At 31.8% G+C, this 15,368-nt stretch carries 14 protein-coding genes; 5 read left to right on the plus strand and 9 right to left on the minus strand.

The window, feature by feature from the left end; translation table 11 throughout:
- Positions 1-51: 51 nt before the first annotated feature.
- The 3 genes from C8C83_RS00210 to C8C83_RS00225 form a co-directional block, all read right to left on the minus strand.
- Positions 52-1,335, minus strand: a complete 1,284-nt coding sequence (locus tag C8C83_RS00210) for a glycosyltransferase family 4 protein (RefSeq protein ID WP_121325897.1) — start codon at positions 1,333-1,335, stop codon at positions 52-54.
- A gap of 496 nt (positions 1,336-1,831) precedes the next feature.
- A complete protein-coding gene (locus C8C83_RS00220) occupies positions 1,832-4,273 on the minus strand; it encodes a YfhO family protein (RefSeq protein ID WP_121325900.1) in 2,442 nt (813 codons plus the stop codon).
- Between the two features lie 51 nt (positions 4,274-4,324).
- On the minus strand, positions 4,325-4,609 hold the full coding sequence (locus C8C83_RS00225; protein ID WP_121325901.1) for a DUF4834 family protein: 285 nt from the start codon (positions 4,607-4,609) through the stop codon (positions 4,325-4,327).
- A gap of 124 nt (positions 4,610-4,733) precedes the next feature.
- Between C8C83_RS00225 and C8C83_RS00230 the strand changes: the two genes are divergently transcribed.
- From C8C83_RS00230 to C8C83_RS00240, 3 genes are read left to right on the plus strand one after another with little or no spacing between them, the layout of a single operon-like run.
- The gene (locus C8C83_RS00230; protein ID WP_132011613.1) at positions 4,734-5,711 is read left to right on the plus strand and encodes a transporter; all 978 of its coding nucleotides are present in this window, start codon (positions 4,734-4,736) and stop codon (positions 5,709-5,711) included.
- Positions 5,712-5,754: 43 nt separating this feature from the next.
- Positions 5,755-6,873, plus strand: a complete 1,119-nt coding sequence (locus tag C8C83_RS00235) for a GNAT family N-acetyltransferase (protein ID WP_121325902.1) — start codon at positions 5,755-5,757, stop codon at positions 6,871-6,873.
- A 50-nt stretch (positions 6,874-6,923) separates the two neighbouring features.
- Complete coding sequence (locus C8C83_RS00240) at positions 6,924-7,472, plus strand: hypothetical protein (protein WP_121325903.1); 549 nt, start codon at positions 6,924-6,926, stop codon at positions 7,470-7,472.
- Positions 7,473-7,551: 79 nt separating this feature from the next.
- Here the strand turns inward: C8C83_RS00240 and C8C83_RS00245 are convergent, their stop codons facing one another.
- The 5 genes from C8C83_RS00245 to C8C83_RS00265 form a co-directional block, all read right to left on the minus strand.
- Positions 7,552-8,025: a hypothetical protein gene (locus tag C8C83_RS00245; protein WP_121325904.1), complete on the minus strand. Its 474-nt coding sequence runs from the start codon at positions 8,023-8,025 to the stop codon at positions 7,552-7,554.
- Positions 8,026-8,140: 115 nt separating this feature from the next.
- Positions 8,141-9,403 carry a pyridoxal phosphate-dependent aminotransferase family protein gene (locus C8C83_RS00250; protein WP_099711537.1) on the minus strand — a complete coding sequence of 421 codons (1,263 nt, stop codon included), beginning with the start codon at positions 9,401-9,403 and terminating at the stop codon, positions 8,141-8,143.
- A 290-nt stretch (positions 9,404-9,693) separates the two neighbouring features.
- Positions 9,694-10,938 (minus strand): hypothetical protein, encoded by a 1,245-nt coding sequence (locus C8C83_RS00255; RefSeq protein ID WP_132011614.1) that lies wholly within the window; start codon positions 10,936-10,938, stop codon positions 9,694-9,696.
- Positions 10,939-11,035: 97 nt separating this feature from the next.
- Positions 11,036-11,758, minus strand: coding sequence for an iron-sulfur cluster repair di-iron protein (gene ric, locus C8C83_RS00260; RefSeq protein ID WP_121325905.1), 723 nt, complete (start codon positions 11,756-11,758; stop codon positions 11,036-11,038).
- A 105-nt stretch (positions 11,759-11,863) separates the two neighbouring features.
- Positions 11,864-12,313 (minus strand): Rrf2 family transcriptional regulator, encoded by a 450-nt coding sequence (locus C8C83_RS00265; protein ID WP_121325906.1) that lies wholly within the window; start codon positions 12,311-12,313, stop codon positions 11,864-11,866.
- 200 nt (positions 12,314-12,513) lie between these two features.
- Here C8C83_RS00265 and C8C83_RS00270 point away from each other — a divergent pair, with 200 nt between their 5' ends.
- Positions 12,514-13,299: an NYN domain-containing protein gene (locus tag C8C83_RS00270; protein ID WP_121325907.1), complete on the plus strand. Its 786-nt coding sequence runs from the start codon at positions 12,514-12,516 to the stop codon at positions 13,297-13,299.
- A 34-nt stretch (positions 13,300-13,333) separates the two neighbouring features.
- A complete protein-coding gene (locus tag C8C83_RS00275) occupies positions 13,334-14,845 on the plus strand; it encodes an FMN-binding glutamate synthase family protein (protein ID WP_121325908.1) in 1,512 nt (503 codons plus the stop codon).
- A 70-nt stretch (positions 14,846-14,915) separates the two neighbouring features.
- On the opposite strand, the gene C8C83_RS00280 is transcribed toward C8C83_RS00275, so the two are convergent.
- Positions 14,916-15,353, minus strand: a complete 438-nt coding sequence (locus tag C8C83_RS00280; protein ID WP_121325909.1) for a hypothetical protein — start codon at positions 15,351-15,353, stop codon at positions 14,916-14,918.
- Between the last annotated feature and the right edge of the window lie 15 nt (positions 15,354-15,368).

A 15,368-nucleotide genomic window follows, 5' to 3' on the forward strand; every position in this document is an offset into this window, starting at 1 on the left:
ATTTCTGATTTTCTGCTCTCTATAAGTTCTTAAAATTATTATTGCTTTTTTTTAATTAATCAGTTGTGCTAATTGCCTCGTAAGATTTTTTCTTGAATATTGTTGTAATCCAACGCCATATGATTGTAATTTCCCTTCCAAAAACTGATTATAAAAGTCCAAAATTACACTTTTTAATTTCGCTTTCTCAGAATAATCAAAAAATACTCCCGTATTTGTCTCTGTTATAATATCGGCAAAATCTGAACCTTGCGGTCCAATTGCAATTATTGGGCGATTTGAGACCATATATTCGAATAATTTACCCGGAATAATACTTTTGGTATCTTCTGAATTTATCTCTATCAAAAGTAAAACCTGTGACTTTTTTTGATGCGCAATTGCTTCATGATGCGAAACATAACCGAGAAGATTCAAATAATCATTCAAATTAAACTCTGTTATAGCATCCAGAACTTCCTGACTTACGGCTCCAATTAGTTTAATTTCTAAATGTGATTTAAAATCCGGAATTTCCTGTAACAATTCAACCAGACATTCCCATAAAAATCTTGGGTTTCTATCTGATAAAAATGATCCAATATGTGCTAAAGTAAATTTGGTATCTAAAGTTTGTTTTTCAACATTTTCGATATCATAACCATTTGTAATAACCGAAATTGGCTTGTTTGTAATGGCTTGAAATTCGGCTTTTGTAGTTTTACTCGTTACTATAATAGTATCTGCAGTATTAAGAACTTGATGTTCTAATTGTTTGTGTTTTTTATCTGCGTAAGATGATAAACGCAATGCTTTATGATATCCAATTGTTGTCCACGGATCGCGGAAATCAGCAAACCATTTTACGTTTAGTTTTTCTTTTAATTCTAATCCTATCAAATGTAAACTATGCGGTGGCCCGGAAGTTACAATAGTATCAATATTATTCTCTTTGATATATTTTTCAAGATAAGAAACAGAAGGCTTTACCCAAAAAACGCGCGCATCGGGAATAAAAAGATTTCCTCGAACCCAAAGAAAAGTTTTATCTAAAAATGTTTGCTTTTTTTTATGTGGAAAAATTCCGGAACTAATTTTCTTGGTTTTATTTTTCGAAAAAATAGAAGCCAATTGATAAGGTTCCCAAATTTTATTTTTCAGAACAATTACTTTATCTGATATTTCACTCACCAAACCTTCATCGATTATTGGATAAGTTGGATTCTCCGGAACATAAACAATAGGCTGAACACCAAATTCAGGCAGATATTTTACGAATTTTAACCAACGTTGTACGCCTGGTCCTCCAGCTGGTGGAAAATAATAGGTAATGATTAAGAGTTTTTTTTGTTCCAAGAAATCTTTGAGTTTATTGTTTTATAAAGTGCAAATTTAGAAGTTATTTAAAAACTTTGATTGTTTTTTAAATCGAATCCTATTAACCATCTTCAATGTATAAGACACTTCTATAATTATCATTAATCTTTCTAATCTTTCAAGATAAGAAAGTGACTTTATCTCGGCTATTCTCGCTTGTTCGATGTTATCTAAACTCAATTCCATTGTCTTATCGATGTCCATATGAGACTTTTATTTTCCTAAAAATTATAAATAAGACATACAACAAAAGTAACCCATTTAAAATCATCCAAAAATTGTAAAATCCCCAAACAATTTTATACTCTATTTTCATACTTGAAAAGCTAAAATATTCTCCCTGACTTTCATCATAGAAGTCATCATAACCCATCATAAAAACTCCGCAAAAAATAAATACTGCAATGTCTAAAAAGACAAAAAGAACTATTTTTAGAATTTTCAGAAGCATAATTTAGCTGAGACTGGAAATCAATTACTGATTACTTGTGACTTTTCTATTCTTTCTTTCGAAATAAACTCCACCAATCAAAAGTAATAGCATTCCAATGCAACTTACTAAAGTAATTGTTCCTCCAGTTTTTACAACCTGTGGCTCAAATTTAAACTCTATTGTATGTTTTCCTCCAGGAACTTCCATTGCTCTTAATACATAATCAACCGGGAAATGATCTGTTAACTGACCATCAATGTAAGCATTCCATCCGTTTTTATAATACATTTCAGAGAATACTGCTAAACCGTCTTTTCCGTTATCAGATTGGTATTTAATATAGTTTGGTTTATATTCTACAACTTTAATTGTTCCCGTTGTATCCCATTGTTTTTTCATTCGGGCATTTCTAAATTTACCTTCATGCTCACGAACGTTAAAAACAGCTACAGTTTTAGTATCAATATGATCTAAAGCTTTCATAACATCGTCTGGTTTATTCACCAATTTTACGGTACTTACAAACCAAGCGTTTCCGTTTGCATCAGGATTTACAACAGGAAATTCTTTACCTTCTTTATCAGTCTGAATAATGTATTTTACATTCAGCATATTCAGCACTTCAATATTGTTTTTTGCAATTTGATAATCAAATAACTGCTGCATTCTTCTAGGTTTTGCAGCATGATATCCTCCTATCGAATGATGGAAATAAGAAGCGCGTGCACTAGAAAGGTTTCCGTTTACTTCAAAAACTCTGTAATGTGAAGTATCTTTTAAAATTTGAGCATCAGAAGGTGTTTCCTGAAATGGAGCTGCAATTTCTGCAGGACTCACAAAATCTTTAGCCGAAACATATTTTTTATCCACAAAAAACAAATCGAAAATCATTAAAAGACCAACGATTATTAACGTAGTATTTTGAGCCAGTTTATTTTTTATAAACAACCATAAGATTCCAAAAGTTAATACAATAAAAAAGCCTGAACGTAATAAATCTGCTGAATACAAACTCATTCTGTCTTCTTTTAAAGCATCAACAAAAGCTGGTCCGTAGGTTTGCATGAAATAACTATCGCTGCTTCCTGTAAAATGAAACGCACTTTTAGCAATTACTAAAATCAAAATAACACCTAATCCAAAAACACCCGTTTGTACTAATGCTTTCTGTTGTTTTTTAGGTTCTTCTTTAGCTTTAAAAAAGGACTGTAATCCCATAATAGCCAAGACAGGAAAGCACAATTCAAGAATAACCTGAATCGATGATACTGCTCTAAACTTATCATACATTGGAACGTAATCAATAAAGAAGTCTGTTAGTAATCCGAAATTTTTTCCCCATGAAAGCACTAAAGAAACTAATGCTCCGGAAAGAAATACATATTTTATTTTTCGATCATCAATGAATAATGCTAAAACTCCCAAAAAGAAAACTACAACTCCAATATAAGCCGGAGCAGCAACAATAGGCTGATCTCCCCAATATGTTGGCATTCCTGATACAAAATCCTGAGCTTGCTCTGACGGAACTCCTTGTTCGATCATAAAAGAATACATTCGGCTATCAGTTCCAACATTTTCATGATTTGAACCTCCAAAAAGTCTTGGTACAATCAAGTTGAAACTTTCTGCAATTCCATAACTGTATTCTGTAATATATTCTCTGCTTAAAGCGTTTTCGTTTGTCTTTTTTGTTCCATCAGGATTGAAAGTCAATTCGCTGTTACTACGAGTACTAAATTTAGCGTATTCGCTTGTCGCCATTAAATTGGTAGCATTTGCACCAATCGCAAAAATTCCGGCTACAGCCAAAGTTCCTATTGCAATTAAGAGTGGCTTATATTCTTTTTCTTTGATAAATTGAAAAGCAAAATATCCTGAAAGTATCAATAAGAAAATCAATAAATAATAAGTCATTTGAAAGTGATTTGCATTCACTTCAAGTGCAACCGCAAACATTGTGAGCAAACCTCCCCAAATATATTTTTTCTGGAAAACCATTATAAATCCGGCAATAACCAATGGCATATAAGCAATTGCATGCGCTTTTGCATTATGACCAACACCAAGTATAATGATTAAATAGGTAGAAAAACCAAAGGCAATTGCTCCAATAAATGCTTTTAAAGGATCTGTTTTTAAGACTAATAATAAACCATAAAAACCTAAAAAGTATAAAAACAAATAATCTGCCGGACGAGGTAAAAAACGTAAAATATCGTCTACTTGTCCCACTAAATCATTAGGATAATTTGCTCCTAATTGATAAGTTGGCATCCCGCCAAATGCTGAATTTGTCCAATAGGGTTCAGAATGTTCTGCTGCTCTAAAGTCATTTTGCTCTTTTGCCATTCCGGTATATTGAGCAATATCCGATTGGAAAATTTGTTTTCCTTGTAAAACAGGATAAAAATAAATTAAAGAAACGAGAATAAACCCTAATATAACAAGGGCATGCGGATAGAACTTATTTACTATTTTCAATTTAGGCTGGTTTGGTTAAATGATGAATCCTACAACTTTTAGGACACAAACTTAATCTATTTCTTCGTAATCAACATAATCGCCAACCTTTTTGGTTTCGCGAGGATTCTTTGCATTGGCAGTATCAATGATTATCTCATCATTGTTTGTACGCGTTTTTTGCCATGTATTATCCTGACTATATTGTTGTTGTCTCTGAAAATTCTCTCCTGCTTTTTCCACGGCTTTCTTTACCAATACCGGTAAAAATATTCTAGCCAAAAACTTAAAAATATAATAAAATGCCACCATATAACATATGGCTTTTATTAAACCTGTAAAAGATGCTTCTTGCATAATCGTATAATTTTTTCCAAAATTAATAAATCAATCGTTTAAAATTAAAATATCAATCTTAAATAAATAATAAAATATAGTACATTTGAAATGCGTTATTACTTTTTAATCAAAAAATACATCTATGTTAAAAACTAAAAACTTATTTATTACAGCTCTTTTTTTTGTACCGCAAGTTTTTTTCGCACAATATACTGATATCATCAACTCCAATCGTCCAGGCGAAACAATGTCTGCATACGCAGTTGGAAAAACCGTATTTCAAGCAGAATTAGGTATTTACGGAATTAAAGAAAAACATGATTTACTAAGCTATGACTCGAATGGTTTTGGTACTGATTTAACGTTGCGTTATGGCGCATTTCTTGAAAAACTGGAATTTATTCTTGATCTTCAGTATCAAATGGAAAACTTTGATACTCCTTATACCACTTATAAAAAGAACAATTTCAGACAAACTGTTTTAGGAGCTAAATATTTGATTTATGATCCTTATAAAAATTACAAAAGAACCGATAACATATACAGTTACAAGGCTAATCGCAGTTTTGACTGGCATTCATTAATTCCGGCGGTTTCAATATTTGCAGGGGCAAATTTTGTTGGCGCTGATAATCCTTATTATTTCTCTCCTCAATCTGCAATTTCTCCAAAAGTTGCATTGATTACTCAAAATCTTTTTGGAGGCGGAAAATGGGTTTTTGTAACCAATATTATCGCTGATTACATTGGAACAGATTATCCTAGTTATGGTTACGTATTGACTTTAACACACGGATTTAACGACAGATGGTCTGGTTTTATCGAAAATCAAGGTTACAAAAGTGATTTCTACAGTGATGCTATTCTTCGTGGTGGAGCAGCTTATTTAATTAATCCAAATCTTCAGGTTGATGCTTCTATAAGTACCAATTTCAAAAATACACCTTCTATATTATACGGAGGAGTTGGTGTTTCATGGCGTTATGACGGTCGTTACAAAGAGAAAGAAATAGAATATAAAAGCAACGAAAAAGCTAAGAAAAACAAGGATAACGAATTAGAACAGAAAGAAATCGATTATCAGGAAAAAGAAAGAAAACGTAAGTCTAAATACGAATAAGAAATTAATATTCTCCAAAAGAACACATTATAATACCATTTGAATGATTACAATAAAAGAAGCCAAGTCTAAAAAAGAAATAACCGAGTATATAAAATTTCCTTTTTCATTATATAAAGACAATCCATATTGGGTTCCGCCTATAATTGCAGATGAATTAGAATCATTTGACAAAACAAAAAACCCTGCTTTTGATAGCGCCGAAGCTTATTTTTATCTGGCGTACAAAAACAATGAAATTGTTGGTAGAATTACAGCTATCATAAATTGGTCTGAAGTTAACAACCAGCATAAAAGAAAAGTTCGTTTTGGCTGGTTTGATGTTATTGACGATATTGAAGTTACAAAAGCTTTATTGGAAAAAGTTTATGAATTAGGAAAACAACACAATCTTGAACATGTTGAAGGCCCAATGGGATTCTCAAATCTGGATAAAGTTGGAGTTCTTACGGAAGGTTACGACCAAATGGGGACGATGATTACGTGGTATAATAACCCATATTATGTAACTCATTTTGAGCAATTAGGTTTTCAGCCAGAAAAAGAATATCTCGAAAGTATTTTTCCCTTCTCTAATGTTAAACCTGAGTTTTTCCTGAAAGCGCAAGAATTAATAAAGAAAAGATACGGTTTGCGCGCTCTGACTTTTACCAAAACAAAAGACATTATGCCACATGTTGACAAAATGTTTGATTTGTTTAATGAATCTTATGCCAATTTAGCTTCGTTTGTAGCTATTTCAGATATCCAGAAAGAGTATTTTAAAAAGAAATACATAAGTTTTATCAATCCGGAATATATCAAATTTGTAGTTGATAAAGAGGACAATTTGGTTGCTTTTAGTATTGTAATGCCAAGTTTTTCTGAAGCTTTACAAAAAGCAAAAGGAAAACTATTCCCATTTGGATTTATCCATTTATTGAAAGCTCGTAAAAAGAGTAAAGATGTTGTTTTTTACCTTATCGGAGTTCATCCCGATTACCAAAACAAAGGTGTTACAGCAATTATCTTTGATGAATATTTTAAAACTTTCTCTGAAAAAGGAATCCAAAATTGCATCAGAACTCCGGAATTAGCCGAAAATACAGCGATTCATTTATTATGGAAAAACTTTGATCCAAAAGTTCATTGCCGAAGAAAAACGTATTTGAAAAACCTTTAATCAACATCAAGCAAATTTTATCCTTTTAAGAAATTTAGAGTAACTATGACATGAAAAAAATATTTCTCATACTATCTCTGTTAACTTTGCTTTCATTTACTAAAGATGAAAATGATTTATTGTATCAAAATTACGCAAAAGCTGTAATCAATCATGGTGATACTTTTCAACTTCATCTGGTTATCAAAGTAAAAAACCTTGATAATAACGAGATAAGAGAAATATGCACACAAGCGAATTCTCTACAAAGTGCAATTCATCAAGAGTATAAAATTGATTATGATGACAAAGGACTAGAAAAGGCTCTGAAAATTGCATTAGAGAATAAAAGCAGATATTTCGAATTTAAAAACGATAGTGCATTATCTTATTTAGGCATTAAAGATTATTCCGAAAATGATTTAAAAGAATTAGAACGTAAAATTAATTTTGATTCTCTCGCTAAATCAATTAAAAAGAAACAGAGTTGGTCCAAATATTTAGAAGATAAAGAATTAATAATGTACGCACATGCATTGTTTAACAGAGGAATTCTAACGGGAGAAAACAATTGCCGTGGTGGAAAGCTCGTTTTTGTTGGTCCAAATACTCCTTGGTAAAATACATACAAAAATCCCATTCAACATATTGAATGGGATTTCTTTTTTCTACAATTTTTTTATTTCTTTATTCCTCTTATTATTGAGGACAATCTACGGCTGTAAGCGTATTTTTTTGATCAAATTTTAATTTTGATTTATCTTTAAAAGAAACTTTCCCGTTTGAATCTACAACATCTCCATATCCTTCAATAAATACTCCCTCTCTTTTCAGGAAAGCAACTTCTCTAACATAAGAAACTCCTTCAGACATGAATGTATAATCCGCAATCAAGGTATCACCTTTCATGTTTCCTATTAAAGTTCCTTCGTTTTTATCTTTTCCGGTTAAGTTGTAACTTAATTTCCCATTTACTTCCTGATGTGAATTTACATTAAAACTTAGCGCAACGATATTACCGTTTAATCTTGATGCAAAACACTGATCTCCCGCTGGCTCTGTAACCTCAGCTTCTTTTGGAGGATCTGGCGTAATTTCAGGTGCAGGTTCTGCCTTTTTGCAAGAAACTAAAACAACTAAAATAATTACTGTTATTGCTATTACTTTTTTCATAATTCTTCTTTTTACTGGTTTTGAATTATAAAATTAGCTCAAATAAAAAAAATCCATTCGCATAACGAATGGATTTTTTTACATAATTCCCATACAGGAATCTATTTTCTAGAAATTAAGCATCTAAATCAACTGTAGTTCTGCTTGCAATTTCTTTATAAGTACCGTTTTCTAATTTTTCACGAATTGCTTCAAATGCTGTTAACGTTTCGTCGATATCAGCTAAAGTATGTGAAGTTGTTGGAATCATTCTCAACAAAATAATTCCTTTTGGAATTACAGGATAAATTACAATCGACAAGAAAATACCGTAGTTTTCTCTTAAATCATTTACCATTACCATTGCTTCAGGAACACTTCCTTGCAAATAAACTGGTGTTACACAAGTATTTGTATCTCCAATATTGAAGTTTCTTGAACGTAAACCATTTTGTAATGCATTTACATTTTCCCAAAGTTTATCTTTTAATTCCGGGTGATTACGCAATAACTCTAAACGTTTCAAAGATCCAATTGTTTGAATCATTGGCAATGCTTTTGCAAACATCTGAGAACGTAAATTATATTTTAAATAATCAATAATATCCTGATCTGCAGCTACAAAAGCTCCAATATTAGCCATTGATTTTGCAAAAGTCGAGAAGTAAACATCGATACCATCCTGAACTCCTTGCTCCTCACCTGCTCCGGCTCCTGTTTTACCAAGAGTACCAAAACCGTGTGCATCATCAACTAATAAACGGAAATTATATTTTTCTTTTAAGGCAACAATTTCTTTTAATTTTCCTTGTTGTCCTCTCATTCCAAAAACACCTTCGGTGATAAACAAAATACCACCACCTGTTTCAGTTGCCATTTTTGTAGCACGTTGCAGGTTTTTTTCCATACTTTCAAGATCATTGTGTTTGTAGGTAAAACGTTTACCCATGTGTAAACGAACACCATCAATAATACAAGCATGAGAATCTACATCATAAACAATAATATCGTTTTTAGTTACCAAAGCATCAATAATAGACACCATTCCCTGATAACCAAAATTCAATAAATAAGCCGCTGGTTTCATTACAAACTCCGCTAATTCATTTTCTAATTGTTCGTGGTATTTAGTATGTCCGGACATCATACGAGCTCCCATTGGGTAAGCTGCTCCGTATTGTGTTGCAGCATCAATATCCGCTTGACGAACCTCCGGATGATTTGCAAGACCTAAATAGTCATTCAAACTCCAATTTAAAATATCTTTTCCACCAAATTTCATTCTTGGACCAAGTTCACCTTCTAATTTAGGGAATACAAAATAACCCTCAGCTTGTGAAGCCCATTTTCCTAATGGTCCTTTATTGTTCTGAATTCTTTCGAATAAATCTTTTACCATAAATATATTTTGAAGTAATAATTTTATTTATACAGGGTGCAAAAATAATGATTATTATTCTAAAATAGAGTCAGCTAATTATTTTTATTGAAAAATATTGCCATTCGTGCATTATCCCAAAAAAAGCCCAACTAATCAAAATCTATTTTGTGAGATTAAACGTTTAAAAAACCAATTATACTCAAAAAAACACATCAAAAACCAGTCTATACAAGGTTTTTTTATTACTGTAAAAGCCTAATTTACTCCTTTATATTTATTTGGATATAAACTATAATACAGCCAAATTATCACAACAGATAAGTATCAAATTCCGTATCAATTGAAGACTTTTTTTTACCCATTATTGAGGTAATCATTAACATTAAACCGATAACTATAAAAACACTGACCAAAAAAACACTTTCATAATACCCAAAAAGCAATCCTAGTTTTTTATAAAAAAACAAACCTTGCAAAAACAATACTATTTCGGTTAATACATATCCCAGAAAAAAGAATTTAATCCCAATTTTAAACCAAATAGACTCACTTGGCAAAAGTTTATTCTGAATCAATATTCCCAATAAAAAACCTGTAATTATTCCTAAAGTTGTCAAATGAATAAATCCAATAACCAAATTTCTTATTTGATGCGAAACCTCAGCGAAAGCAGGAAATATCAATAATAATTGTATTCCTATCTTTAGAAATAAAGAACAAACTGCTAAACCATAAACCCATTTTGCAGTAGAATCTAAATTAGTTTTAAATTCATTTATCTGAAGTTTCAACATCTTGTAGAAATAAACAAAAGAGAGTAATTGAAAGAGAACTCCAAATGTATTGATCACTTTTAAAACACTACTTTTAACATACCAACTTACAGGAAATGCAACCGTAAAAAAAGTAGCCAGAATAAGTAATATCCAAAATGTTTTAAATTTACTTATCACTATTTTATTTTTAAACTGCGCCAAAAACAAAGCTAAAACAGCAAATAAAAACCAGCCATTAAATTGAAAATGTAGAAAAAACTGAATCGCAATTTGATAAAAAGAGCTTTGTTTTCCTAAAATACTTATTATTGGTCCTAAACTCCAAACTCCAAAAGTTGAAAAAACCATAAACAGAATTGCAGTCAATAAAAGCATTTTCTCATCAACTTTTCTGGTAGAACAATCTCGCCAAATCAGCCAGCAAAAAATATAACTCAATAAAATATGCAACGTCGAAAATACAATTGAAAACAAAGCATATCCCTGAATTGGAAAAGAAATCATCATTCCGATAACGCTAAATTCAGTAATCCAGAATAATTGATTATAAATTGGCTTCTCACTTTTACTTTTCGGAATAAAGAAATAAACAACCAAAACATAAATCATCAAATAAGCCCATCCTAACATTGCCACATGAGAATGAGCATGAAGCAGGTAAGCATAATTTATACTTTTTAAGGGAAACAAATACAGAAAACGCATTAACAATCCCATAACTGACGCTATCAGGAAATTAAAAAAGCAGCACACGATCCAACTTCTTTGAGAATTCATTTTATATCTATTTTGTTTATTCTAAAAATAAAAATGCATCAATAATAATCGTTTAGATCAGACTACTGATGCATTTTCTTAATTACAATTTTTATTTTTAAGCAAATTCTTCCTCTAAAATTACAGCTTTGGGAAACAAAATATTATTCTCTAAATGAATATGTTTATGCAAATCTTCTTCAAACTCTTTTAGCATTGCAAACGTAACTTTATAAGTGGTACATCCATCGCTTGGCGGAGTATAATTATTAGTCAAAAGTGCAATTTGTCTAAAACGTTCTCCTTCATTATCATGTTCCTGCATCATCATCGCAATTGGATTTGACACTGTTCCAAAAGGCGGTTGAGACAAAATCCCATTAGACTCTTTAGTTTTTACCATTCTTTTTATAAAAGGAAATAACATTAATTCTTCTTTCTTCATATGTTGCAAAAGCTCACCCGCTCCGGCCGTAAACAATTCATTTATTTTAAACAACTCCGGATGAGCTCCGCCATGAACAGAACACAATTTATCTAAAAATTTCAGAATAACAGCTGTTTTATCTTCAACATAACGATGGTGAGTTTTTTCGATAAAATCTGCTAATAAATCCAAAGACCAAGAATTAAAATCAGTTGCATGACTACTTTCTGATTGAAGAACATCGTAAACATTTTGCAACAAAACATCTTCGTCTATTTTTTGTTTTTCGCAAACTTCAGTAATAGTTCTATTGCCTTTGCAACAAAAATCGATTTTGTATTTTGTGAATACTGCTGCAGTTCTAAAATCCTGAGCTACAAATGAGCCAATTGTTTTATTTTTTAAATTTTCCATTTTGTTATTTTATTTAATTTTTAATTATTTAAAATAAAAGACAAAAACATCTTTTATTATGTTGTAAAAAAACTCTAATACCCAAAAGCAGTAGAGTTTATATTTTTATTCGCTTTTATTCTTTATTTTTAAATAAAAATCTCCCGAATTTACTCCCGAAGCCAATTGCTCTAAAGTTGTATTAGTAAGCATTGCCAACAACAATTCTCTGATTTTTTTAAACTCGTTATGAACCGGGCAGGGATGTGTTTCTGAACATTCTTTTAACCCAATACCACAACCTTTATATATTGTATCTCCATCAATTGCATCTACAATCTGGATTAATTTTATGGATTTTACAGCTTCATTAGAAACTTCAAAACCGCCACCTACTCCTTTTGCTGAAATAATTATGTTATTTTTGGTGAGAATCTGCATTATTTTGGCAGTAAAAGGTTCAGGTGAATCAATTTCCTTTGCAACATCTTTTATCCCAACCCGAATTCCTTCTGAAGATTTGGTTGCAATAAATATTGAAGCCCGAATGCCATACTCACACGCTTTTGAAAACATATAAAAAGGATTAATTTGACAACAAAGATATTTAAACCTTCATTAAAAGACAAATTTATCTTTAATTAGTTTTTATAAAAAATATCTTATTTATAATCAGAATAATTAATATCCGTAAAAAGACTTATTTTATATCAAATTCCTATAAAACCAATTTTAGTTTTACCTTTGGAAGTATCTAATTTTTTAATACCTAAATAATGGCTTTAAGCACCTCCAAAGATTTAAAATTAGCCGTTCTTATTGATGCCGACAACGTTCCGTACAGTAACGTAAAAGGGATGATGGAAGAAATAACAAAGTTTGGAACACCAACCACAAAACGTATATATGCAGACTGGACAAAACCCAATTCTAATGGTTGGAAAGGTGTTTTATTAGAACATGCCATCACTCCTATTCAACAATATAGTTATACCGTTGGAAAAAACTCCTCAGATTCTGCTTTGATTATCGACGCCATGGATTTACTTTATTCGGGTAAACTTGACGGATTTTGCATTGTTTCAAGTGACAGCGATTTTACTCGTCTGGCAATCAGGTTGCGAGAATCCGGTATGAAAGTTATTGGTATTGGAGAAAAGAAAACACCAAACTCTTTTATAGTTGCTTGCGACAGGTTCATTTACATTGAAGTTTTGGACGGAGCAATTCAGAAGAAAAAACCAAAAGCAACAACTACCACAACAGATACCAAAAAATCTGTTGAAAAACCTGCCGAAAAAGCGTTGCATAAAATCGACAAACAAACCATTGAACTTATTGAAGCTACAATTGAAGATATTGAAGACGATGACGGCTGGGCATTTTTAGGCGATGTTGGAAACTTAATTGTAAAAAAGAAACCTGAATTTGACCCAAGAAATTATGGTTTTTCTAAGCTTACGCCAATGCTAAAATCATTGACAGATATTCTTGAAATCGACGAAAGAGAATCTGACAAAAAAGGCATTAAACACGTTTACGTTAGATTACGATTCAATTAATTACTAAATTATTATATATTAAAATTTTAAAAACATGAGAAAAAAATTCTTTATCTACGGATTCTTATTGTTTCTAATTGTTGCTGCAACGTATTATTATACTGATCGCGGTTTTTTACTGGTTATCATCATACCTATATTATTAATTATAGGATATTATAATACTGTTCAGAAAAAGCATGCTATTTTAAGAAACTTTCCTGTTTTAGGATATTTCAGATATTTATTTGAAACCATTGCGCCTGAAATTCAGCAATATTTTATCGAAAGATCTACTGACGGAAAACCTTTCTCGAGAAATCAACGTTCTTTAGTGTATCAAAGAGCCAAAAATATAGATTCAAGCACTCCTTTTGGAACACAGCAAAATCTAAATCACGATAGTTATGAAGGTATAAAACATTCTATTTTTCCAGCTAAAGTAAACGAAGAATTACCTCGTGTATTAGTTGGAGGAAAAGATTGTAAACAACCTTATCTGGCTTCTTTGTTTAATGTTTCGGCAATGAGTTTTGGTTCGCTTAGCGAACATGCCGTGCGTGCCATAAACATTGGTGCTCAAAAAGGAAACTTCTATCAAAATACAGGAGAAGGCGGTTTAACCGAATTTCATCTTGCCGGCGGTGGTGATATTACGTGGCAAATTGGTACTGGTTATTTTGGATGTCGTGATGCACAAGGGAATTTTAGCCCTGAAAACTTTTCAGAAAAAGCGAATCTTCCTAATGTCAAAATGATCGAAATTAAGCTTTCGCAAGGGGCAAAACCTGGTCACGGTGGTGTACTTCCGGCGGCTAAAAACACAGAACAAATTGCAAAAATAAGAGGTGTTGAACCTCACACCATGATTCTTTCGCCTCCTGGTCATCATGCTTTTTCGGACATTAAAGGACTTATTCATTTCATTGCACAATTGCGTGAATTATCTAATGGAAAACCAATTGGATTCAAACTTTGTATTGGAAACACAGCCGAATTTGAAGCAATTTGCCACGAAATGATTGCCGAAGATATCTTTCCTGATTTCATAACCATTGATGGTGCCGAAGGTGGAACCGGAGCTGCTCCGCTGGAATTTGCAGATGGCGTTGGAATGCCTTTTGAACCTGCTTTAATCTTTGTAAACAAAACCTTGATTCGCTTAAATATTCGAGACAAAATACGCATCATCGGAAGTGGGAAAATCATTTCGGGTTATTCTATTTTACACGCTATTGCTTTAGGAGCAGATATGTGTAATAGTGCGCGTGGTTTTATGTTTTCGTTAGGTTGTATCCAGGCATTGCGTTGTCATAATAATGAATGTCCGACAGGAGTTGCGACTCAAAATAAAATGTTGATGAAAGGTTTGGTTGTCACCGATAAATCAGATCGTGTATATCATTTCCATAAAAACACTTTACATTCTGCAAACGAACTTTTGGCAGCAGCCGGCAAAAAAAGTTTCTCAGATGTTGATCCTAGTATTTTTATGCGCGGAGACGAATTTGCACATTTATCAGATCTTTATTTCCCTGATATTCTGACAAATGTTACAAAACATTAGAAAACAAAAAGCCTCTTTGTAAAATTCAAAGAGGCTTCTTTTTATAACATAGCAAAGACTTTATTTCAAATTAAAGTTTTGCTGTTTCTTTACCTTTTGCTTCAGTTGCTTTACCTTCTAAAACAGCCAATTCTTCTTTATCAACCATTTGCTGAGCAAGAATAATATTATTATAAGATAAAAAATACACATCAAACTTTACTCCTTCTTCAATTAATTCCGGAGAAATCTGATCGTTTTTGATCATCTCTTTCAGTAAACCCGGAAAAGTCTCCTGATAAGCCTGTTTGTTTGCTTCAGTTCCTTCTAAATTGGTTTCAATTCTAATTTCAATTTTATTGTCATTCAAAAATGCTTTGGCACTTGTGCTAACAGCATTTCCACCTTTTATAGAAGATGTAGTATTATAATTGCTCACATGTTCCTGAATTTTTTGCTTCGTGTTTTTACAACTTACAAGCAACAATACAATTGCAAAAAGAAATGCGATTTGGGTAATTTTTTTCATAATTTTTTGGTTTTT

Origin of the sequence: Flavobacterium sp. 90, from assembly GCF_004339525.1 — a bacterium.
Classification (GTDB): domain Bacteria; phylum Bacteroidota; class Bacteroidia; order Flavobacteriales; family Flavobacteriaceae; genus Flavobacterium.

Excerpts from the sequence above, each read along its gene's own strand:
- C8C83_RS00275 (WP_121325908.1), top strand. The coding sequence starts at position 13,334 with ATGAGAAAAAAATTCTTTATCTACGGATTCTTATTGTTTCTAATTGTT.
- C8C83_RS00250 (WP_099711537.1), bottom strand. The coding sequence starts at position 9,403 with ATGGTAAAAGATTTATTCGAAAGAATTCAGAACAATAAAGGACCATTA.
- C8C83_RS00235 (WP_121325902.1), top strand. The coding sequence starts at position 5,755 with ATGATTACAATAAAAGAAGCCAAGTCTAAAAAAGAAATAACCGAGTAT.
- C8C83_RS00270 (WP_121325907.1), top strand. The coding sequence starts at position 12,514 with ATGGCTTTAAGCACCTCCAAAGATTTAAAATTAGCCGTTCTTATTGAT.
- ric (WP_121325905.1), bottom strand. The coding sequence starts at position 11,758 with ATGGAAAATTTAAAAAATAAAACAATTGGCTCATTTGTAGCTCAGGAT.
- C8C83_RS00230 (WP_132011613.1), top strand. The coding sequence starts at position 4,734 with ATGTTAAAAACTAAAAACTTATTTATTACAGCTCTTTTTTTTGTACCG.
- C8C83_RS00255 (WP_132011614.1), bottom strand. The coding sequence starts at position 10,938 with ATGAATTCTCAAAGAAGTTGGATCGTGTGCTGCTTTTTTAATTTCCTG.
- C8C83_RS00265 (WP_121325906.1), bottom strand. The coding sequence starts at position 12,313 with ATGTTTTCAAAAGCGTGTGAGTATGGCATTCGGGCTTCAATATTTATT.
- C8C83_RS00240 (WP_121325903.1), top strand. The coding sequence starts at position 6,924 with ATGAAAAAAATATTTCTCATACTATCTCTGTTAACTTTGCTTTCATTT.
- C8C83_RS00245 (WP_121325904.1), bottom strand. The coding sequence starts at position 8,025 with ATGAAAAAAGTAATAGCAATAACAGTAATTATTTTAGTTGTTTTAGTT.
- C8C83_RS00280 (WP_121325909.1), bottom strand. The coding sequence starts at position 15,353 with ATGAAAAAAATTACCCAAATCGCATTTCTTTTTGCAATTGTATTGTTG.
- C8C83_RS00225 (WP_121325901.1), bottom strand. The coding sequence starts at position 4,609 with ATGCAAGAAGCATCTTTTACAGGTTTAATAAAAGCCATATGTTATATG.